We start from the raw sequence: 21,925 nt of genomic DNA, 5'->3' as shown, positions 1-21,925 counted from the left end.
GAGTGATGACGAACCCGGCACCGCTGACTGCGTCAGATGCCTTCCCAACGACGGGAACCGACGCGATTGCTGGGGCGGCCCCCGTCAAGGGGCGGCGGCGGACGGCGATACTACTGATGCTCGCCTTCATCTACAGCCTCAACTTTCTCGACCGGCAGATCATCGTCATCCTGCAGGAACCGATCAAGGCGGATTTCGGACTTGCGGACTGGGAACTTGGCCTGCTGACGGGGGGTGCCTTCGGGCTTTTCTACACGTCCATGGGCATTCCCATCGCGCACCTGATCGACCGAGGCGTCAATCGCGTGCGGCTGATCGCTCTCTTCACGGCCAGCTGGAGTATCTTGACGGCCTTATGCGGCCTGACGCGCGGCTTTGGCGGTTTCTTCGCTGCGCGTATGGGCGTCGGCCTTGCGGAAGCGGGCTTTGCGCCTGCCGCCCACTCAATGATCTCCGACCTCTATTCACCCAGGGAACGCCCGGCGGCGGTGGGAGTGTTCGCTATTGGCGTCCCTGTCGGTGTCATGGTCGGCCTCGCGATTGGCGGTATTGTTGCCGAAGCGACTGACTGGCGCACGGCGCTCCTTTTTGCGGGCATCCCCGGCGTCCTGATCGCGATCCTATTCCCTCTCGTCGCGCGCGAACCGGTTCGGGGCGGCACTGAGGACACGCCTCACCAAGTTGAAGAAAAACAACAATCGCTCAGTTTCCTTCAGACCCTTCGTATTTTGGGACAGCGGCGGGCCTTCATTCATATCATCGCCGGCACGGCCATCATGGCCTTCGCGCAGACCGGCATATCAACCTGGCTGCCCTCCTTCCTGATCCGCAGCCATGACATGAGCATGGCGCATGTGGGGATCAGCCTTGGCCTGATTTCCGGCATAGGCGGAGCCATCGGTACATGGTATGGCGGCTGGCAGGGCACGCGGCGCAGCAAATCGGGCCTTCACATGGCACTATGGCTGCCGATCGCGGGCATGCTCATCTGCGTGCCGCTCGATATCATCGCGCTCAGCATGTCCGATGGGCAGAGCGTCCTGCTTGTCATGATCCCTAGCTACATATTTGGCTCGCTATGGACCGCCCCTTCGATTGCCTTGATCCAGAGCCTCGCGCCGGTGCCGATGCGCGCGCGGGCCAGCGCCTTGAATATCGTCGCGGCCAACCTGATCGGTGTGTCAATGGGCCCGCTTGTGGCCGGGATATTGAGCGACTGGTTTGCCTATCTGCGCGGCGGCGATGCTGCTCTGGGCCTACGCGATGCAATGATGTGCCTCACCGCTTTCTTTGTATGGGCCGCATGGCACTGGACCCTGGCCGCGCGTTTGCTTCAACGGGAAAGCCTTGCAGCCGCCTGATGACGTCACGAACAATCGCCTGATCACTCCAACCGCAGGCAGGGTGACGCGAGGCCGCGTTTTGAAAAGGTTTGCGAATGAAAATTGGGGTAAGTGGTGCCAGCGGACATTTGGGGGAGGCAGTGCTCAAGCGGTTGAAAGAACTGCCTGGCAGCCATACGGTGGCAGGAATTTCTCGTCTGCCTCACGCGGTGAAATATGCCGATGAGGTACGATTTGGTGACTATGATGCTCCCGTCAGACTGCACGAGGCCTATGCCGATCTGGATCGTCTGCTTATCATACCCACTTTTGACCTTAGACATGGTGCCCGAGCACGTCAGCTGGTCCACGCAATAGACGCAGCACTTTTGAGCGGCGCTGGTCATATCACCCTGATTTCTGACGTTGGAACCGATGAGCGGAAGGAGCCTCATGTCGGAGCCGCCAGTTGGGTCGCAGAGCAGCACCTTATTAGGTCCGCGCCCTCCTGGACTATCCTTCGGGCGAACTATTTCATGGAATCCTACGCTCAGGAGGTACTCAGATGGGGGGCCGTCGGCCGGCTGGTGGAACTGGGCGAGAACCGGGTCGGGTTTGTAAGCCGCTGGGATGTGGCGGCCGCGGCCGCGGGAATCCTTGTCGGAGCCGGTCATTCAGGCGCTTTCTATAACGCGACCGGACCTGAGGCGCTCACAGTGGCCGATCGGGCTGCTCTTGCTTCGAAGATATTGGACAAGCCGGTAGAGATCGTCCTGGCTTCTCCCACGGAACTTCGGCAGCAACTTAAGGTCACGGGACTTTCCGAAGTCTATCTCGGCGTTGTCATGGATATCAAACACAAAACTTTTGAAGCGGGCTACGATATTATGACCGGCGATGTCGAACGATTATCCGGCTGCCGTCCGAAATCCCTTAGCGACATTCTGCTGAATTCCATCGCCTGAGTAGTTGATTGAGAAGACGACTGAAGGCCATCCGGGCAAGATGAAGCCGTTACAAGGCATATCTCTCGATTGAGGACAATTTCCGCTCATGTGGAATCGGCCTCACTGTTCTTACCCGTCCACTGTTCAAGCGCTAAAGTCTGACGACGCGGTGCCCGTCAGCTGAAGCCATGGCAATATAAACTATCGGAATTTATGTCGAGCACCCATAGGTAAATAATATCTATCGATACATGTCGATCAAGATAACTTTTAAAACTCAATAAATACAATACTCCATCGCAGTTTAATTTATAGGTTATGCATAGATATGATCATAATATCAGATCATTCTTTTAGGTGATACCTGACTTGCTAATCGGGATGTAATTTAAACTACCGCAGGACTATCGTCATTACTGTGATAAGAGGGGAAAAATCGTGAAGGATTGGAATAGGTTGACAGTTGCTCGGTGCATGCTTCGTTGCGCTACAATGCTGGCGACATCCGCGGCTGCCACGGCCTTTGCACAAGGCGAGCAGCTTCCTGCACCAGCCGCCCGCGACGCTGTCGGCGGTTGGCAGGACATTGTGGTGACTGCTCAGCGCCGTGATGAGCGCGCTCAGGATGTTCCGATTACCATCACCGCTTTTTCCAACGAGCGCATGCAGCAGCAGGGCATTACTCAGGCGCAGGACCTTCAGGGAACGGTGCCATCGCTCGTCGTTGGCCTGGGTAACCAGGGCGCCCGAGAGGCGCAGTCCTTCACCATCCGTGGGCAAGGCGCAACCCTTCAGGCGTCGCCTGGCGTCGTCATCTATATGAACGAAGTACCGCTGCCCGCAGCGATCTCAGTCAACCAGCAGGGTGGCCCGGGCAACTTCGTCGATCTGGAAAATATGCAGGTGTTGAACGGCCCACAGGGTACGCTCTTCGGTCGAAATACGACAGGCGGCGCAGTACTGTTGGTGCCGCGCAAGCCTACCAACGAATTTGAAGGCTACGTGCAGGCCAAGATTGGCAGCTATGACAATCGTGAGTTCGAGGGAGCGATCAACCTTCCTCTCGTAGATGACAAAGTTCTGCTGCGCGTCTCGGGCGCTTATCAAGACCGTGACGGCTTTACGCGGGATATCGTGTGGAACAAGGACCGCGACGATCTCCACTGGTATTCGGGCCGCGTCGGATTGACCCTGCGGCCAAGCGAGACGTTCGAGAACTATACGATGGTTTATGGCGCCTATTCGAGGAACAACGGCACGGGCCAAATTCATCGCGGCTTCAACATTGCGGGCCTGGCAGCCTCCGGCGCCTGTGTCGAGGGGCCCACTGTTCCTGGCGTGGTCGCATCGTGCGATGTATATCGCGCGGCAGATGCCGAAGCCGAAGCACTTGGCCCGCGACGGACGGCATACAGCACCGACGCGTTTCAGAAGACCAAAACTTGGGGAGCGAGCAACACGTCGGCGCTAGAACTCAACGATGAACTAACACTCCGAAATATCGTCAGCTATCAACATTTTCGGACAAGCTTTGCTGTCGATAATGATGCGACGGTGCTTCAACTTGATGAATACGACACACCCCGCTTCCCAGCAGCAGGGCAAGTCACGCTGCCCGGCGATGGGACGCCCATCAACTATTTGCCGCCCAGCGCCACGACGCCGCGCGATAACTTCCGGACGATCACCGAAGAGTTGCAGCTTCAGGGCAGTTTGCTCGACAAACGTCTAATCTTCACAGTAGGCGGCTTCTATTTTGACCAGCGGCCGACAGGCCAGCAAGGGGCGGCGGTGTATGGCTATTGTCCCGCAGCCTTCACGGGATTATGCGATGTCTACCGTCTCAATTATGCGGTCACGACCAAATCTAAGGCGCTGTATGCCCAGTCCACGATTGATCTCGGCCTCCTGACGCCTGCTCTTCAGAATCTCAAGATTACAGGTGGCTTCCGCTATACGTGGGACAACATCAGCGGATCGGCCAACTATTACCTGCCACTCAATTCGACGCCGGAAACGTTCTTTTGCATCGGCGACAATTCCGTTGCAACTAACTTGAACCAGTGCCAGTTCGACGCGAATTTGAAAACACGCGCGCCGACCTGGACCATCGGGGCTGACTATCGGTTTTCTCCCGATTTGATGGTCTACGTCAAGGCCAGCCGTGGGTATAAGGCTGGGGGTATCAATACTAATGCCGTCTTTGAGAACACTCGCACGTTCCAGCCGGAAAATGTCACTTCCTATGAAGGTGGCGTGAAAACCAATTTCACAATTGCGGGCATGCCCACCCGATTGAACGCAACATATTATTATCTCGATTATAAGAATATTCAGCGGGCGGCCGCCGACTATAACCCTACAACTGTCGCACTAGGTGCGCGGGTACTCGGCGCGACTGCCAGGATCCAAGGCGTCGAACTCGAAGCATCAGTCCGGCCTTTCCCCGGACTGGAAGTTGGCGGTAACTTCAGTTATACGGACGCTAAATACAAAAAATATGAGTTTACAGCCAATCTTCCTATGGTTGATTGTAGTGGAGGACTTATAGGCATGGGTCAAACAGCGGTTTTGACCTGTATTCCATTTTCCGGTGTGGCTCCCTACATATACAACTTTCATGTGGCAGCTGAGAAGCCGCTAGGCGATAATCTTGGCACGATTTCGATCTTCGCGAACTATTCGCATACATCCAGCCAGAACACCTCGGCTAACGACCTTCCCGGCAGTGAGCCGGGCGAGAAGCTAGAGCCGTACGGTACGTTGAGCTTGTCCGTGGATTGGCGGAAGATTGCGGGGTCTGATCTCGATCTAGGCTTTTATGCGACCAATCTGACCAACAAATTATATCGTATTGGAAACCCCAATCTCTACAACTCACTAAACTATTGGTCCACCATCTACGGCCAGCCCCGAATGTACGGCGTTCGCGCGCGCTACAGTTTCTAAGGGCCGTGATGAGGAAGCGTTCCCGGTTGCAGCGCCTGCGGCTGGGGCCTGTCCTCAAACGGAGGTGGTTGAGGGGTAAGCCGCGCCCGTCGGGCTTTGTTCCGAAGCCAGCGGAAGTTCACTGCAGCCCGGGAGCGCCAGCCAATCAGCTGGGTAACCGCGGGCTGGCTCCCCTGGATGATGAGCTTTGCTGGAAGTAAGGCCACGATTGATAATTACTTACCAAGGACGAACATCGTCCCGATCACTCCATCTCCACAGGAGTGAGACAGTCTAATAATTGAAATTCGAAGGATGTTAACATGTCAGTTGGGAATACACTGTCGGTAGATGAATATAAGGTCGGAAGAAACAAAGCTGCAATGGTAGTGCCGGTGGACTTCCAGGGGCCCTTGCCGCAGCCTACCCCTGACCTGGAAACGGCAAAGGCAAACCTCGAGCGCGCGGGCTATGCGATTTTGACCGGCGCGGTTCTGCCGGACAAGGTCGAACTGGCCCGTCAAGTGCTGGCCTCTGAAATAGCAAAGGAAGAGGCGGCCGACGTCAACCGTGTCAGTCAGTTCTTTGTGGATCCGGACGCCAAAAATCGGCGGCTCGACCGTTTGCCAGACCGCCACCCAGTTTTTCTTGAGCTTCTGGAGCAGCCTGTGCTGTTGGATATGGTCAAGCACATCCTCGGGCCAACGGTGCTCAACGAAAGCTATCTGGTTCAAAGCCTCGACGCCAATGTCACGCATCCTGGGAGCGGCGCACAGTTCATCCACCTCGATGGCTCAGGAGGCACCCGCCATCAGGCCGTTCCCTACCAAGCCCGCTTCATCTGGTGCCTGGACGCGTTTGACGAGGAGAATGGAGCGACGCGCGTTGTCCCCGGCAGCCATCAATGGAACGATCGGGTCGATATATCCGGCGCCACATTCTACGAATCCGTGCCCGCCGTCGCCCCGGCTGGATCGCTGATCATTTACACGGACATGCTGCTCCACGGCACCGGCGCAAATATCTCGGCTGACCGGCAGCGGGCGTCCATCAACTTTGGCTACTGCCCGCCCTGGTGTCGGCCACTAACCAACTTCCCGTTGGTCCTCGATCCGAGAACGATGGAGGGCGCGTCTCGCACGCTCCGCCAATTGCTCGCGTACAGCTCTGTCGTGAATGGCTTCGACTACCCTTGGAACTCCGCGTCGGAAGAGCTCCGCTCCATTTCAGTGCCCGCCACGATCGAATACTGACCCCATGCAAGGGGCCTTGTCCGACTATTTGTGCCCCTGGAAAGGTCGGCAGCCATATCGGATCTCCGATACGATGAAGAAGGGTTATTGTTATGTCGCATGTTAAATTTCACCTTGGATATTTCACCAAGTTTGGCGCGACGTCATGGCCAGGTGATGGCAAAGAGTTTGGATCGAATTGGATCGATGGCTCCTATCATAAAGAACTGGCCCAGATTCTGGAGGCTGCAAAATTTGACTTCATCCTGTTTGAAGATACTTTGATCGTCGGTGACAGATATGGCGGCTCTATGGAGCTGGATCTGAAAAATGCGACCCTCTCCCCCAAGCTCGATCCGATCCCGCTTCTTCCCGTGATGGCGCAGGGCACTTCCCATATTGGCCTGATCGCTACGGCCTCCACCACGTTCTACCCGCCCTATTTGTTGGCTAGGTTGCTGTCGACCGTTGACTCCTTGACCGGCGGGCGGGCCGGCTGGAACATGGTTACATCCAGCGAGAAAAATGCCGCCCTGAACTTCGGCATAGACAAGCTTCTGCCGTCCAACGTCCGCTATGACATAGCGGATGAATATGTCGATCTTGCCAAACAACTTTGGAATTCATGGGAGGATGGCGCTCTGGTTGCTGACCCGGAAAGCGGCGTGTATGTCGACCATACAAAGGTACATACCATCAATTTTGAGGGCGAGCATTTTCGCTCACGCGGTCCCTTGAATACCGTGCGGTCGCCGCAGGGCCATCCTGTACTTTGCCAAGCCGGCGCATCGGAGCGCGGTCGCCAATTTTCGTCAAGGAATGCGGAAGTCGTTCTGGGCATGATGACCGGCGGCGTCGCTGGCATGAAAGCGTATCGCGATGATATCCGACGGCGCGCCGAAAGGCAGGGTCGTAATCCGGACGACATTAAAGTGGTCTTTTTGACGCCCGTTAACATCATTCCGGAAGGGAAGGAGCAGCCCGAAATGAGCGAAGCTGAGAAGCAGGCTGCATTTGAGCATAATATTGTCATGGCTTCCTCGTCGCTGGATGTGGACTTTTCGCAGTATGATCTGGACTCTCCAGTGCCGCAGGACATTGTCGCGGGTGGCCATACCAGCGCGCTTGATCACATGAAGAAGGCTGGGCGGGAGGAAGGTAAATCCCTCAGGGATCTATTCTCATCAGGCAAGGGTGGAAACAAAGCGCGATTTAGCGGCACGGCGGAGCAAGTCGCATCCCAGTTGATCGAGGTCATGGACGAGGTCGGCGGGGACGGCTTCCTGATCGAAGGGTCGGGCTATAACCGCCAGCTCCCAGATCTAGTCAACGGTCTTATCCCAGCTCTGCAGAAGGCGGGAGCCGTTCGCACCGAATATACCGGCACGACGCTTCGGGAGGTCTTACGCGAATTTTAGGCGCTCTGTGCGCAGGCTGACGACGGCACCTGCTCGTCTCTGACTTATCAGGTTGTGCTCATATATTCCGGCCAGCGAGATGGGGATTAGGCCGGCTTTTCAGTAGAGCAGCCTTGTGGCCATGAAGGGGAAGTCGCCCTTCATGGCTTTGCTTCTTGCTGCCAACGTGTCGGACTCCTCCCCCTGCAACTGGATTCCCGCCGATGCGGATCAGAGCGCTCGAGGCCGGAAGAACCAAAAGCCGAGGACATGACCCTCATTAAGGCCGATCCGGAAGCTGGCGAATTGGCATGATAGAGACGGGGCGGCGTAAGCCGCCCTGTACCTTCCCCATGATCAGAAGTTGAGGCGCATTTCAGCGAGGAAGGTACGCGGTTCACCAGGGAAATGGCCGCTCTGTGCCGAGAAGCCGGACGCCGCATAGACCTTGTCGAATATGTTATCGACGCGCAGCATCAACTCGGCAAAGCCCAGCCCCTTCGTCAGCGACGCGTCGAAGATGGTGTAGGGCTTCACCCCCTGTCCCGACAGGCTGATGCGTTTCGACACATATTCGCCGCCAAAGGCGATGGCGGTGTCGATCGCGGGCAGCTGATAGCGGGTCCAGAAGCCAAGCTTGTGCTTGGGCGCATTGGCGAAGCGGTTGCCCACAGCGTTGGTGATCGCCTGTCCTGCGATGGTGCCAGTGATCTTTGTGTCGTTGAAGCCATAATTGACGAGCGCCACCCAGTTGGGCGTGATGTCGGTCGACAGGTCGATTTCGAAGCCCTTGCTCGTCACTTCGCCGATCGGGCGCAGCTGATCCTGGCCGTTGACAGGCGGCAGGCTGGTGTCGGCCTGAAGGATGTTCTTGCGCACGATGCGATAGGCGGCGAAATTGGCCTGCAACCGGCCGTCGAACAGGTCGGTCTTGACCCCGCCCTCGAACTGGTCACCAGTCACGGGGGCGAAGGGGCCGCCAACATCGATCGTCTGGCTGGACGCACTCTGCGGCTCGAAGCTCTGCGACCAGCTGAGATAGACAGACACGTCGCGGCGCGGCTTAAAGATCGCGCCAGTGCGGAAGGTCACGTCTTCATCGGTGTAGAAGCGGTCGCCGACCACGCCGTCCTCGAACTTGTCGTAGCGCACGCCGCCCACCAGAATGAAGGCCTCGGACAGGCTGATCTGGTCCTGCAGATAGGCGCCCTTGCGCTTGGTGCGGGTGTCGGTGACGGCGAAGGGCAGGAGAGCAGCCCGCGCGACGTCGCGCGCGCTGTTGGTGTAGACGGGGTTACTGAGGCTCAATGGCGTGACGCCCGCGCGCAGAATGCGGCTGTTGAGGACGCTGGTTTCGTCATACCAGTCGGCGCCGGTCTGGAGTTTGTGCTCCATGCCGAGCAGGTCGACGCGCGCGGTCAGATTGGCGGAGAAGGACAGGCCATCGACATCGCGTATCTGGTCACGAAACTCGCGCACGACAAGGTCCGTGCTGCCCGCAAGGAAGCCGCGCGGCTCATGATATTGCTGCGTTTCGGTCGCCTTGAAATAGCGCAGGCCTGCATCGAACATCACCCGGTCGCCGATCGCGGTCGCATAGCGCGCCTGATAGGCCTTGGACTTGAGATGCAGGAAGTCGGTCGGCTCGTTGGCGTTCCAGCGAATACTGCCCAGGAAATTGCCATCATTGTCGGTCAACACGCCGCGCAGCCGGTTCGCCTGAAGGTCATTGTCGTAGATTGTGGCCTGAAGCGTCAGTTTGCCGCCCTCATTGGTCCTGATGGCGATGGCACCGTCCCCTATCAACGAGACATTCTTCGTGTTGATGCGATAGGGGTTCGACGCTTCATAGAAGCCGCCTAGGCGATAGGTGACCACACCATCGCCGTCGACCGGGCCGGTCGCTTCCGCCGAAATGCCGCGCCGGTCGTAATTGCCGGCGGTCGCGACCAGCCGCATGGCAGCCTTGTCGTCGGGCACTTTCGACGCATAGTTGATGATGCCGCCGGGTGAACCGGGGCCGAAGAACAGACCGGCAGGCCCCTTCAGCACCTCGACCCGTTCGATATTGAACAGCTGCGGCACCGAAAAGCCAATGAACGGGTTGCCGCGCATGCCGTCATAGAAGGACTGGTCCTGCCGAAAGCCACGAAAAGTGATTCCCGCATAACTGAAGAAGCTGACGCCTGAAATGTTGCGATAGATATCGGTCGCATCGCGGGCACCCTGATCGGCGAACAGGTCCTTGTTGATGACCTGCAAGGCCTGCGGAATGTCGAGCGGATCCTGCGCCGCCTTGCCAACGGTGGTGGTCTCCGTGCGATAGAGGCGCTGGGCGCGGCCGGTGACGATGATCTGGTCGGTATCCCCTGCATCTGGCACCGCAACCAGCGCCTCTTGAGCAGAAGCGACAGACGCGCAAAGGCAGGCAGACGCCAGAAGCGTTGCACGAAAGATGGACAAGACGACCCCCTAACACTCGATTCGCTAATGAGAGTTATTCGCGCTACGCATTTTGACGTCTCGGTGCAAGCCGACGGCCAGATGTGGTCGCGATGGTCATCCAAAACGGGAAAGCGGATCGGCCGCACCTGCGCCCGGAAAATCGTCGGCGAACAGCCGCGAAGGGGCGGCCCTACTCCACTGGGTGGCAAACTCTTCACCTGGAAGTCGTCATTGGGCTGTGAATAAATATTCATCCAGCTCCTGTCATGGGGAGCCTTATACTAAACAAGTTTATATGCCTTGACCGATTTCGTTCTGATTATGTGAAAACAATCTTTGACGTCATATAGGCGGACTAATAATTTGTTCCGATCAGCATCCATTTGCTGCCTTGCACCTCCTAGTGGGTGAAAATGGCGTACGGCTAGCATTAAGTTCTGCTCTATTGTCAAATTTCCTCGTTTGATTGCGCGCGGTAATATTTGGATAATTGAGCGCTTTTTCCTGCCCGCCGCAAGACGTTTACTTTATGTCATTAAGCCATTGATTTTTCTTAGAAATACCTTCGATGTGTACGATATATCGAACGATTCAGCGGGAGAGAGGCATTCGAATTCGGATGTCGAAATCGGATCACATTTGCAACGTGCGCGAGAAGGTTGGCAATCTCAACGCACCCTTGCCAAGCGTGCTGGCATCACTGAATTTTACCATTTTGCGGATAGATGCGAACGGGACAAATCCCTCAGTAGTTTTCAAGCACGAGCTCGATACCCTGTCCATCAGCTAACGGCGGTCGATCCAGACGATCTGGGCATTTGTGAACTCGCGAACGCCGAAGTGCGACAGCTCACGGCCATAGCCGCTCTTCTTCACGCCGCCGATCGGGGTGCGCGGATCGGAAGCGGCGAAGCCATTGATGAACACGCCGCCGCTCTCAATACGGCGAGCATATTGGCGAGCCTTTGCGACGTCGGCTGTCCAGATCGCTCCTGACAGGCCAAATTCACTCTGGTTGGCGAGACGAATTGCGTCTTCGGCGTCTTTCGCCGTGATGATAGCCGCGACCGGTCCGAACGTCTCCTCCTCGAACGCCGCCATACCAGGTTCGACGCCGGAGAGGACCACCGGCTTGAAGAAAGCCGTGCCATCGGCGCCGTCCTGCGGGCCGCCTTCGAGCAGCACCTGTGCACCTTGCTCGACGGTGCGCTTGACCTGATCGGCCAGTTCCGACCGCAGGTCGACGCGCGCCATCGGGCCGATATAGGTGCTTTCATCCTCCGGGTCACCGATCTTGAGATCCTTCACAGCCGCAACAAAGCGCCTGGAAAATTCCTCGACCACCGGCTCTTCGACGATGATGCGCTTGGCCGCGATGCAGATCTGACCGGAATTCTGGAAACGGGCGAGCACGGCGGCGGGAACAGCACGATCGAGATCGGCGTCGGCAAGCACAATGAACGGGTCGGAACCGCCCAGTTCAAGCAAAGACTTCTTGATCGCGCGACCCGCCTGCGAAGCCACGGCCGAACCCGCACGCACGCTGCCGGTAAGGCTGACGGCGGCAACGCGGTCGTCGCCGATGATCGCTTCGATATCATCCTGGGCGACGTTCAGGACGGAAATCAGGCCTTTTGGTACGCCAGCCTCTTCAAAGGCTGAGGCAACATTGTAAGCGGTCGCGAGGCAGTTGGGCGCGTGCTTCAGGATGAAGGAATTGCCCGCAAGAACGACCGGGACAATGCCGCGCATTGCCTGCCAAAATGGGAAGTTCCAGGGCATGATGCCAAGGATCGGCCCCAGCGGTAGGTAAGAGACATAAGCAGCCTGCCCCTCAATCTCAGTAGGCTCATCGTCGAGTAGTGGAGCGCCGGAGGCCGCTGCCCACTCGCACAGCGCGGCACATTTTTCGATTTCGGCTCTCGCCTGGGTGATCGGCTTGCCCATCTCGCGAGTCATGGCAATCGCGAACGCGTCGATCCGCCTGCGCAGGATACCGGCAAGATTGCCGATGATGGCCGCCCGCTCAACTGGCTCAACGTCGCGCCAGATCCTGAACGCCGCGACCGACTGGTCCAACAAGCTTTGAACCTCATCCGGGGTCTGGTGCGGATAGCGGGTCAAAACTTCACCCGTGGTCGGGTTGATCGCGGCCGACTCGTTCGGGGCTATTTTGGACTGAGCCATTTCTGCTTCCTTTTGGCGTTCGCAGCTAATTGCCGCAGAAAATGATGAAAGGGGATATGAAGGGTTTCGTGGCCGGTAAGGGCATCACTTATCCTATAACGATCCAGCCGCTCTTATCCCGGCATAGGTGGCGAGCGCCAGTTCGAAAAGCGCTGTCGTGGTGGGTGGGCAACGAACGCGTTCCTCGGCTTGGACTGACAACTTCAAGTGGCGGGTCCAACCCGCCGCTTCAACCTGCATCTTGGCCTTTCAAAGCTAGCGGCATCCTTATGTTTCCAGATATTACCCGTCAAGCGGATTGACGGACAATTCTGTCAAGCGTAGATCCTTTCCCAAGCGCGCTACGCCCCCAGTTTACCGACCGAAGGATCAAGGAATGAGCGATCTGTTCAAGGATGCAGGACCGCAATTTGAAAAAGGTATCGCAATCCGCAAGGCGGTGCTGGGCGATGCTTATGTCGAAAAGTCCCTGAACACTGCGACCCCCTTCAACATGGAAATCCAGAAGCTTGCGACGGAATATTGTTGGGGCGAAATCTGGTCGCGTCCCGGCCTCGATCGCAAGGCCCGCAGCATGGTCAATCTTGCCATGCTTACGGCGCTGAACCGTCACCACGAATTCAAGGTCCACGTCCGCGCCGCCATCAACAATGGCGTGACCGTGGATGAAATCAAGGAGCTCCTTCTGCAAAGCGCGATCTATGCTGGTCTCCCGGCATCGCTCGAACATTTCCGCCTCGCTTCCGAAGTGCTCGTCGAGATGGGCCTGATCAGCAATGACTGACGCCCCGACAATCGCCGCACCTGCCGTCGTCGGATTTGTAGGTTTAGGCGCGATGGGATTGCCCATGGCGAAGTGCCTGATAAGGGCAGGCTATCAGGTCCAGGGCTTCGACCTTTCGCAGGACGCCTGCAAGGAGCTTCAGGAAACCGGCAGCAAGGTGTGCGAAAATGCTGCGCTGACCGCACAGGGGGCAGACGCCGTCATCACGATGCTGCCAAGCTCGGCAATCGTGAACAAGGTGGTGCTGGATTCGCTGGCCGACCATCTTGGCGGTGCGGTGCTGATCGACATGTCCTCGTCAGCGCCCGCCGAAACCCGCAAACTCGGGGAGCAACTCGACAAGCGTGGCTTGCAGATGGTCGATGCTCCGGTATCCGGGGGCGTCAAACGTGCGGCTGATGGCTCGCTGGCGATCATGATTGGCGGCGATGCCGCATGTGTGGTTCGCGTGAAGCCCGTTCTTGAAGCTATGGGCCGGACTATCTTCGAAACAGGGCCGCTTGGTTCGGGGCACGCCATGAAGGCGCTGAACAATTTTGTGTCGGCCGCCGGTCTGACTGCTGCCTGCGAAGCGCTGATCGTAGGCAAGAAGTTTGGGCTCGATCCGGAGCAGATGGTCGATATCCTCAACGTCTCGACCGGGCGCAACAACAGCACCGAAAACAAGATCAAGCCGTTCGTCCTGTCGGGCACCTACGATGGTGGTTTCTCACTTGGCCTGATGGCGAAGGATTTGGGCGTTGCGGCCCAATTAGCGGATGTAGTGGAGGCTGCCTCGCCAACTTCGCGCCTGATGGCTTCGCTTTGGGACGCCGCGCGCGAACAGCTTCAGGATGGTGCCGACCATACCGAGATCAATCGGTATTTAGAGACACTCCAGGTGCATCACTGAGCTAGGAAGACCATTTGGCCGGAAGGTGAAAATGCAATTCGAATATAGACGCGAAACGGTGACCGTTTCGCAGTTTGTCGATCTGCTTGAAAAGTCCGGCCTCGCCTTGAGGAGGCCGATACAAGACTTGCCTCGCCTTCAACGGATGCTCGACAATGCCAATCTGATTGTCACCGCAAGGCTTGTTGAAACGGGACAGCTTGTCGGAATAGCGCGTTCGATCACTGATTGGTCCTTTGCCACATATCTCGCTGACTTGGCTGTCGATGCTGCATTTAAAGGTCGCGGCGTCGGCAAGCGCCTGATCGAGGAAACCCGCGATCTGACGGGCGAAGAATCGATGCTACTGCTTTTGGCCGCACCGGATGCGGTTGGCTTTTATCAGAAATTGGGCATGCCGGTATCGGACAGGGCGTTTCTTTATTCCCGGGCCCGTTGACACCGCCTCGGAATTTGCTGGCGTTCGAGATTGGTGGACGGCGAAAGTTTAACAGCAAATAGCGTATCGCCACATGTCGTGCCGGTGGTTAATTATCGTTACGTGGAGGAAGACATGAGCGTGACGGAATTTACGACGCTAACCGGGGGCGGTGCTCCGCGGCGGGTTGAGCCTATGCCGGTGCGCCGACAAGTAGAGGACGCGCTGCGGGATGCGATCGTGACTGGTCACTATCCACCAGGCACGCACTTGCCCGATCGCGTGCTGATGGAGACGTTCGGGGCGAGCAGGCAGATCATCCGCGAGGCGATCCGGCTGCTGGAGGCCGAAGGCCTGGTTGAGCAGCGTCCGCACCGCGGGCCGATTGTCGCAACATTGACAGCCGAGGAAGCCGAGGAAATCTACGCGGTTCGCGCCGAGCTTGAAGGCTTGGTGGCACATGAGTTCGCGCGCAAAGCCAGCGAAAGCGATCGAGCGACGTTGCGCGAAGTGTTCGACAGGCTCTCCCAAGCAGGGGCAGATGACAGCAAAGAGGCGATACTGGCTATCAAGCAGCAGATCTACCATGTCCTGCTTGCGGGTTGTGGCAACGCCTACGCGTCACGGATGCTGATGACGATCCTTCATCGCAATCGACAGCTTCGCGCTTACTCGCTTTCGGCGCCGGGGCGGCTCAAGCACACCATCGAAGAGATGCGCGCGATCGTCGAAGCGATCGAACGGAAAGACGCGGAAGGTGCCGCAGCAGCATGCCGATTGCATGTGCAGAAAGCCGCCGGAGCGGCCCTGCAAGTTCTGCGGGCCCAGGAAGCGAAGGAAGCAGGCTAGTTCGGAGATGACCGGCGCCGACTGTCCGAACGCATAGGACTTGATTGGCTAGTTAATCGGCACACGGGATCAATCAACTCCCAACTTAGTGCATCTAATCCAAGCACACGAAGCGAGGCAGATCCGGCTATTCCGCCAGTCCATGACGAGAGCTGGCGGAAACACCGGACTGCCTTAATTCAGGACCTGCAGGGCGACGGCATCAGCCATGGCCTTGTAACCGGCGGCATTAGGATGGAGATGATCCCCGGAATCCAGGTCCTGGCGAAGGTAAGACGGCTTTTTCGGATCACGGGTAGCCGCATCGAAGTCGATCACCGCATCGGGTTCATTCGAACTGCGTATCCACTGGTTCGCGGCCTGGCGGGTCGCTTCCTTCTCTGGCGAATAATATTCAGCCCCGGCGAAGGGCATGATCGTGCCCATGACGACCTTGACCCCCTTCACGTGGGCGCGCGCAATGATCTGGCGATAGCCTGAAATCAGGTCCTCATGACTGAGCGGCGGATTGTCGCCGTACATGGATTTCCCGGACATGCCGATGTCGTTGATGCCTTCGAACAATATGATGTGCGTCACACCCTTTATGTTCAGGGCATCCCGGTCGAGGCGAGAGAGCGCAGACTTGCCGGCTCCCGCGGTCAGCACCCTGTTTCCGCCCAACCCGGCGTTCAGGATAACCAGCGCTGTACCCGAATTGCTGCTGTCCAGACGGCGCGCCAGCTCTTCGGGCCAACCGCGCCCAGCGCCCAGCGTGACACGATCTCCATCCGTTATCGAATCCCCCAGCGCCACGACGACGCGGGGGGAATGGTTGGTGCGTACCAACGCTCCGCTGACAATCGGCCGCCCGGGTATGGATTGAGAATTTTCCAGGCGTTCGTTGCCGGTCTGATCTCCCGGCGCGACACTCATCATCGTTGCACCGAGCGGCTTGAGCTGAAGCGGCTGGGCGAGCGTCGTGCTGACCACCAGTGCCGTACCTTTGGAAACCGGCAGATCGACCGGATCACTCAGCAGCGGCGCTCCTACAGGGATCATCGCGTCGCGCCGTCCGCCAAAAGTCAGCGGGTGCATGGAGCCTTTGACCATGTCAAACCCCTCGCCAGCACGTCCTACCGTCGCTGCCTTGAGCGACAAAGGCGTTGCGCCCTCTTCATTGGAGATCCTGATACGCACCTGATCGCCGCCCGTAACGACGGCGAAACGGACCCGCAGCGTACCGCTGACCGGCGGACGTTCCGTCAGGAACGATTTGGCTGGCTCCGGCATCTCGGCGTCTGCCGATAATTCCAGATTATAATCGGCGGGACTTGATTGAAAGGCGTCAACCCATTGCGCTTGCTTGGCAGAAGCAGTGGAGGCGAGCGATAAGGCGAACAACGACAGCGCAAACGCGTGTTTGGTTTTAAAACCGCCCATTAGATACTCTCCAATATACAAAAGAATGGGTTGACGATGTGGTTTTACAGAAAGGAGCAGCTATCCCGTATTACTGCTCCCGGTGGGATGCGTTTCAGCGAACGTCAAAATGCTCCTTTATCGGACCGCGGGTTTGCTTCCACAGATCGACAAGGTGCCAGGGCCAGGACATGAAGTTGCGCTTCTTGCTATTGTTGTAATAGCTGTTGGCCTTGGGACCATCAGCAGCGTCTGGATGTTGGCATCCTGAAGCGCCTCGCGCAGTTCCGGCGTGTCCGCCATTGGCAAGCTGCGATTGTGCCAGTCACCCGGCGTTTCAATTGTTTGCGCCTGCGTTGTCATATGATTCTCTCGTTATCCGGTCCGAGGAAGATCGATCTAATGGGCCATGGAGTGTTCACGCGCTTGGTCATCTGAGCTGATTTGAAGCAAGCACCCAAGCTCGCATCAGGTCATCGCGATGTGGTGCCCTGCTCTGCATCCTCGGGTCACCCTAATAACAGACGGTCTGCGCCCTCGCTCCGCCCTCAGGTCAACTGCCTCATGTGAAGGGCGGTAGCTATCATCTGACAGCTACCGCTCGCCCCTTCTTATTTCGAAATCTCGAGACCTTCGAGCTCATCATTCTCGCGCCATTTCTTCAGCTCTTCAAAATAGCTGAGGGTGCCGCCAGCATATGGAGCGTTGCGCGCCATCTTGGGATCACCGATCGACCCTTCATTGTTGTAGAAACCGGGCGTGCACTCAGTGGAGAACTTCGCGCTCCCCGTGAGATGGGTGAAGAGCACGGCCAGCCAGTTTTCCTGTGCTTGATCAGTCGGTTCGAAAGTCCGGGCTTCCAGTTCGATGGCGCGCTTGATCGTATAGGCCGTCTGGACTGCGACCTCATTGAGAATCGGAACGACGTTGGCACCGGTGCCGCCCTGAATCAGGCTGGACATCACCAGATTGGGAAAACCTTTCGCATACATGCCGTGCAGGGTCCCGGCCCCTTCCTTCCACGCTTCGGTTAAAGCCTGCCCGTCGCGGCCATAGAGTTCGAAGCCAAGCCTGCGGGTGTAGCCGGTCGATACCTCAAAGCCCGACGCGTAGATGAGGCAATCGACTGGATATTCGATCCCGTCGACGACTACGCTATGGGCAGTGATCCGCTCGACGCCCTTGCCGTCGGTATCGACCAGCGTGACGTTCGGGCGGTTGAAGCTTTGAAGATATTCGTCATGGAAACAGGGGCGCTTGCACATGGTGTTGTACCATGGCTTCAACGCCTCTGCGGTGGCGGGGTCTTCGACGATTGCATCGATGCGCGCGCGGATCATCTCCATGCGGGCGAAGTCGGCCATTTCATACTGGTCGTCGCCCTCGCCTCCGCCTTCGAAGTTCACGCCGCCGGAAATCTGCGTCCAGCCGTCATTGATCAGATCTTCATCCACCGTCTGACCGCTGACGAGCGCCTCGAAATTCTCGACCCGGCGCTGCTGCCAGCCCGGCTGGAGCGACTTCACCCATTCAGGATCGGTCGGCCGATTATTCCGCTCACCCACACCCGATGGCGTGCGCTGGAAGACGTAGAGATGCTCTGCGTCGCGGGCAAGATTGGGCACAGCCTGCACCGCCGTCGCGCCCGTGCCGATGATGCCGACACGCTTGTCCTTCAACCGATCCATCGGTTCGGTCGGGCTGCCGCCGGTATAGCTGTAATCCCAACGGCTGGTGTGGAAACTGTGTCCCTTGAACGTTTCGATCCCTGGAATGCCGGGCAGCTTCGCCTTGTGCATGATCCCGCCGGCGATGACGAGGAAGCGCGCCGCCAGCATGTCGTCATGGTTGGTGCGGACCAGCCAACGACCGCGTGCCTCGTCCCAGCGAACCTCTGACACTTGTGTCTGGAACAATGCGCGGTCGTAGAGGTCGAAATGACGGCCAAGCTGCTGGCAATATGCGAAGATCTCCGCAGCCTTGGCGTATTTCTCAGTCGGAATGTATCCGGTTTCTTCGAGTAGCGGGAGGTAGATATAGCTTTCAATGTCGCACGCTGCGCCCGGATAGCGGTTCCAATACCAGGTGCCGCCGAAGTCGCCTGCCCGATCGATGATGCGAAAATCTTCGACGCCCTGCTGCCGCAAGCGCGCACCGGTCAGAAGCCCGCCGAAGCCACCGCCGACGACCACGACTTCTGTCTCCTCAACGATTGCGGATCGCGTAAAGCCCGGCTCCACATACGGGTCGGCATCGAAGTCCCGAAAAACTTCGTTCGGGTCGATATACTGGCTCGGCCCATCGGGGCGCAGACGCTTGTCGCGCTCGATACGGTATTTCTCTTTTAGCGCTTCAGGAGATATTTTGATCGGCTTTTCCAAATCGCTCATTAAAACTGCTCCAAATTCTTATATTTAAGCTTAAATATCACGCCGATTATGCCATCTCAGAGAATAGCCGGCGACACGAGGTCAACATCGGTCTTTCGCCTGAGGTGGCGTCCGATCGCAAAAAACACGAACGCCGCAGCAACGCAGGTCGCGACGACTTCGGCGGAAACGGGTCGATAGCTGCCCGACAGGTCGCGCAGCCAACCCATGAAGGGAGACGTTGCAAAAGTGAAAGGAATGGCAAGAAGCCCCAACAGGCCGAGCACTTTTGGCAAGGCCTCCACACCGAACACCTCGACTGACAAAGCGTTAAGCGGGGGAAATACTGCTGCTCCACTCAGGCCAATGAGGGAGACGGACAGCGTAAGGCTGGGCAACCATCCCGTCACCGCCATGAGGCCCCAGCCAGTTGCAAAACCCAATCCAGCTAGCCCAAGGGTAGTCGCGGCGCCCCAGCGATCGGATGCGACGCCTGCCAGCAAGGAGCCAAAGATGCTGGCTACTCCCGAAACCGAAAGCAGTAGCGCGCCTAGTTCCAGGGAAATGCCATGCTCCTCGATCGCCGGCAGCAGATGCGCAGCCCCGGCGATTGACGTCCCGCTCAATATCCCGTTGCCCACCAGGATCAGCCAGAAGATCGCCGTGCCCAATATTCCGCCGTGCCTCGTCTCGACGTGGGGTACGTCAACCTCAGCGTCCTGAGCCGCATCCAGCGGAGGTTCCGCCACGGTCAGCGTTAATGGCAACAACAGGAGGTGCAGCGCCGCCAGCGACAAGTATAGGCCTGTCAAGCCATGGCGCTGCATAATGCCGACGCCAATCACAGGTATTACCGTGGTCAGGATGGGAAGATAGGCAATTCCCGTCGCCTTGCCCCGGGCGTGTGGAAACCAGCCCCCTGCCAAAACGGCCGGCGGAAGCGCGGCGAACAAGGCGGCACCGGGACCGATAAGTGCCGCACACGCGAAAAGCGCGACAGTGATGCTGGGAGCGTAGGCAAGCAGGACGTAGCCGAGGAGAGACATCACCACACCGGCGGACATGACGCGCCGAAGCCCCCATCGACCCAGAACAACCGCCATAAGGGGACCCATGGCCGTCATCATCAGAACGGTCAGGGAAATCCCCATGGTCGCCAAGCCCATGGAGGTCTGAAAACGATCCTGAAACGCCAACACGCTGACGCCCAAGCCACCAAATGCGCAGCCAGTTCCTACATTTTGGGCCAATGTGGCCCGAAGGAGCATCGCACCGGGGCGTCCACGCAATCCAGCGCTTAGCTTTTGGGTGCCAGAAAGTCCCACCATGTCCTGCTTCTGCCTTCTTGCAACCTGCGGTAGGTACAATCCGTCCGCTCACTCGATCCTTGTTCGGTCAACACTGCTCACGCCCGGGGTAGGTGTTTCGCACCTGCCCTTGTCGATTACCGAATATACCTCGGTCAGACGCCGAACTGCATGACCTCCAGGGTATGACCTTCCGGGTCGGCGACTGTTGCCCAGCGGAAGTTATATTTTTCAAGCGTCTCAGCCGGCAGAACTACAGTGCCGCCGCCAGCCTGTGCAGCAGCCACAGCAGCGTCCACATTCTCAACCAGGAAGGCCACCCTCGCTTCGCCGGGCACGGGCGTGGGCTGGTTCAAATATTTCATCAGGATCAATTGGTTTTGATCTCCTGACGACATAAATATTTCGAAATGAGGCCGTACATGTTCGGGTTCGTAGACGCGATGCGTCTCTTTCAACCCGAGCACGTCAGAGTAAAAAGGCGCCAGCTTTTCTGGATCGCCGACGATTAATCTGACATAGTATAAAGACGGTGTGGCCATTAATTTTCCTCTCAATTCAATTAACGTCGGCAGGCCCAATATAACAGCGACCGATCCGACCTTGCCTCACGCTTGCAGAAGTTCCTGAAGGGGATCGGCCTGTGCGCCGACGTGGCCGTAACCATATTTGGGGCCGACCTGATATCCCATGACCTTCAGCAGATCTTCGGGCAAAGTACGCGCGGTTTCCGGCGGGCAGGCCAGATACTGGTTCTCCCCTTGGCGGAGCCAGCCGAGAGAGTAGTTGATCGCCTGCGAACGCCGCACCTCTGTAGAGCGGTTGCTGCCCGCCGCGTGCCAGAGTTTGCCAGAAAAGATCAATACCGATCCCCGGCTCATCTCTGCGGGCACCGTGTCTTCGATTGTATAGTTGGCGGGCGGCCGAGCGTGGCTACCAGGTACAATGCGGGTAGCGCCATTTTCTTCGGTGTAATCGGTGATAGCCCACAAAGTGTTACAGCAGGCAACGCAATCGTCCGGGAAGACAAAGTCATCGTAAAGCAATTCATCTGTGTGGAGGACCTGGGCCGGGGCTCCCGGATTCAGCGAGATCAATTCGGTCGTACAAAGTTGGAATGTCGATGCGCCAGTGAGAATATTCTTCACCACGCCAAGCACCAGTGGGTTCATCACCAGATCGCGGCCTGTTTGCGACCGGGCGATCAGCTTGCCAATTCGATAGGCGTAGTTGCCGCCCCACTCTTCGTCCGTTTCCTGCGCCTTCGGAGCGAACGGCAGAAGATCCGCCAGCACTTGATCCGTCACGGAAGCCGGAACCAGTTGATCTATGATAACATAGCCATGCTCCCGCAAGACTTCAGTGGCTTCCTCAACCGTAGCGGTATTTGGCAGATGCTGTAGAGTCATTGTGAAAGTCCTTCAATGAGCTTGCTCAGCACCCTGTT

The 21,925-nt window shown here is 57.7% G+C and carries 16 protein-coding genes; 9 read left to right on the top strand and 7 right to left on the bottom strand.

Translation table 11 applies throughout. The features are described 5' to 3' along the window. Positions 1-5 precede the first annotated feature (5 nt). The 5 genes from FHS54_RS14295 to FHS54_RS14275 all read left to right on the top strand — a co-directional run bounded on the left by FHS54_RS14295 (position 6) and on the right by FHS54_RS14275 (position 7,847). Positions 6-1,361 (top strand): spinster family MFS transporter, encoded by a 1,356-nt coding sequence (locus FHS54_RS14295; protein WP_167304797.1) that lies wholly within the window; start codon positions 6-8, stop codon positions 1,359-1,361. Positions 1,362-1,438: 77 nt separating this feature from the next. Further along, entirely contained in the window at positions 1,439-2,287 is an 849-nt protein-coding gene (locus FHS54_RS14290; protein ID WP_167304795.1) for an NAD(P)H-binding protein, read from the top strand. A gap of 474 nt (positions 2,288-2,761) precedes the next feature. Beyond that, complete coding sequence (locus FHS54_RS14285) at positions 2,762-5,218, top strand: TonB-dependent receptor (RefSeq protein ID WP_167304793.1); 2,457 nt, start codon at positions 2,762-2,764, stop codon at positions 5,216-5,218. A gap of 302 nt (positions 5,219-5,520) precedes the next feature. Next, positions 5,521-6,450 (top strand): phytanoyl-CoA dioxygenase family protein, encoded by a 930-nt coding sequence (locus FHS54_RS14280; protein ID WP_167304791.1) that lies wholly within the window; start codon positions 5,521-5,523, stop codon positions 6,448-6,450. A 92-nt stretch (positions 6,451-6,542) separates the two neighbouring features. Next, on the top strand, positions 6,543-7,847 hold the full coding sequence (locus FHS54_RS14275; RefSeq protein ID WP_167304789.1) for an NtaA/DmoA family FMN-dependent monooxygenase: 1,305 nt from the start codon (positions 6,543-6,545) through the stop codon (positions 7,845-7,847). A gap of 336 nt (positions 7,848-8,183) precedes the next feature. Here the strand turns inward: FHS54_RS14275 and FHS54_RS14270 are convergent, their stop codons facing one another. Together FHS54_RS14270 and FHS54_RS14265 are read right to left on the bottom strand one after the other, a co-directional pair. Next, positions 8,184-10,289 (bottom strand): TonB-dependent siderophore receptor, encoded by a 2,106-nt coding sequence (locus tag FHS54_RS14270; protein WP_167304787.1) that lies wholly within the window; start codon positions 10,287-10,289, stop codon positions 8,184-8,186. A gap of 768 nt (positions 10,290-11,057) precedes the next feature. Continuing rightward, positions 11,058-12,458 carry an NAD-dependent succinate-semialdehyde dehydrogenase gene (locus FHS54_RS14265; RefSeq protein WP_167304785.1) on the bottom strand — a complete coding sequence of 467 codons (1,401 nt, stop codon included), beginning with the start codon at positions 12,456-12,458 and terminating at the stop codon, positions 11,058-11,060. Positions 12,459-12,834: 376 nt separating this feature from the next. Between FHS54_RS14265 and FHS54_RS14260 the strand changes: the two genes are divergently transcribed. The 4 genes from FHS54_RS14260 (at position 12,835) to FHS54_RS14245 (ending at position 15,401) form a co-directional block, all read left to right on the top strand. Next, on the top strand, positions 12,835-13,242 hold the full coding sequence (locus tag FHS54_RS14260) for a carboxymuconolactone decarboxylase family protein (RefSeq protein WP_167304784.1): 408 nt from the start codon (positions 12,835-12,837) through the stop codon (positions 13,240-13,242). Further along, positions 13,235-14,134 (top strand): NAD(P)-dependent oxidoreductase, encoded by a 900-nt coding sequence (locus tag FHS54_RS14255; protein WP_167304782.1) that lies wholly within the window; start codon positions 13,235-13,237, stop codon positions 14,132-14,134. The genes FHS54_RS14260 and FHS54_RS14255 overlap by 8 nt, the downstream gene beginning before the upstream one ends. Positions 14,135-14,165: 31 nt before the next feature. Further along, entirely contained in the window at positions 14,166-14,573 is a 408-nt protein-coding gene (locus FHS54_RS14250) for a GNAT family N-acetyltransferase (protein ID WP_167304780.1), read from the top strand. Positions 14,574-14,687: 114 nt separating this feature from the next. Beyond that, entirely contained in the window at positions 14,688-15,401 is a 714-nt protein-coding gene (locus FHS54_RS14245; protein ID WP_167304778.1) for a GntR family transcriptional regulator, read from the top strand. A 174-nt stretch (positions 15,402-15,575) separates the two neighbouring features. Here FHS54_RS14245 and FHS54_RS14240 read toward each other — a convergent pair whose 3' ends face one another. The 5 genes from FHS54_RS14240 to FHS54_RS14220 all read right to left on the bottom strand — a co-directional run bounded on the left by FHS54_RS14240 (position 15,576) and on the right by FHS54_RS14220 (position 21,887). Beyond that, on the bottom strand, positions 15,576-16,823 hold the full coding sequence (locus FHS54_RS14240) for an SGNH/GDSL hydrolase family protein (protein ID WP_167304776.1): 1,248 nt from the start codon (positions 16,821-16,823) through the stop codon (positions 15,576-15,578). A 590-nt stretch (positions 16,824-17,413) separates the two neighbouring features. Continuing rightward, positions 17,414-19,192: a flavin-containing monooxygenase gene (locus FHS54_RS14235; RefSeq protein WP_167304774.1), complete on the bottom strand. Its 1,779-nt coding sequence runs from the start codon at positions 19,190-19,192 to the stop codon at positions 17,414-17,416. 56 nt (positions 19,193-19,248) lie between these two features. Next, the gene (locus FHS54_RS14230; RefSeq protein ID WP_279589148.1) at positions 19,249-20,439 is read right to left on the bottom strand and encodes an MFS transporter; all 1,191 of its coding nucleotides are present in this window, start codon (positions 20,437-20,439) and stop codon (positions 19,249-19,251) included. Between the two features lie 194 nt (positions 20,440-20,633). Then, positions 20,634-21,020, bottom strand: a complete 387-nt coding sequence (locus FHS54_RS14225; protein ID WP_167304770.1) for a VOC family protein — start codon at positions 21,018-21,020, stop codon at positions 20,634-20,636. 66 nt (positions 21,021-21,086) lie between these two features. Further along, complete coding sequence (locus tag FHS54_RS14220; RefSeq protein ID WP_167304769.1) at positions 21,087-21,887, bottom strand: phytanoyl-CoA dioxygenase family protein; 801 nt, start codon at positions 21,885-21,887, stop codon at positions 21,087-21,089. Positions 21,888-21,925 lie beyond the last annotated feature (38 nt).

This window comes from Sphingobium vermicomposti (genome assembly GCF_011762025.1).
In the GTDB taxonomy this organism is placed as follows: Bacteria; Pseudomonadota; Alphaproteobacteria; order Sphingomonadales; family Sphingomonadaceae; genus Sphingobium; species Sphingobium vermicomposti.
The sequence above is the reverse complement of the archived record's forward strand: the minus strand, read 5'-3'. Positions and strand labels throughout refer to the sequence as shown.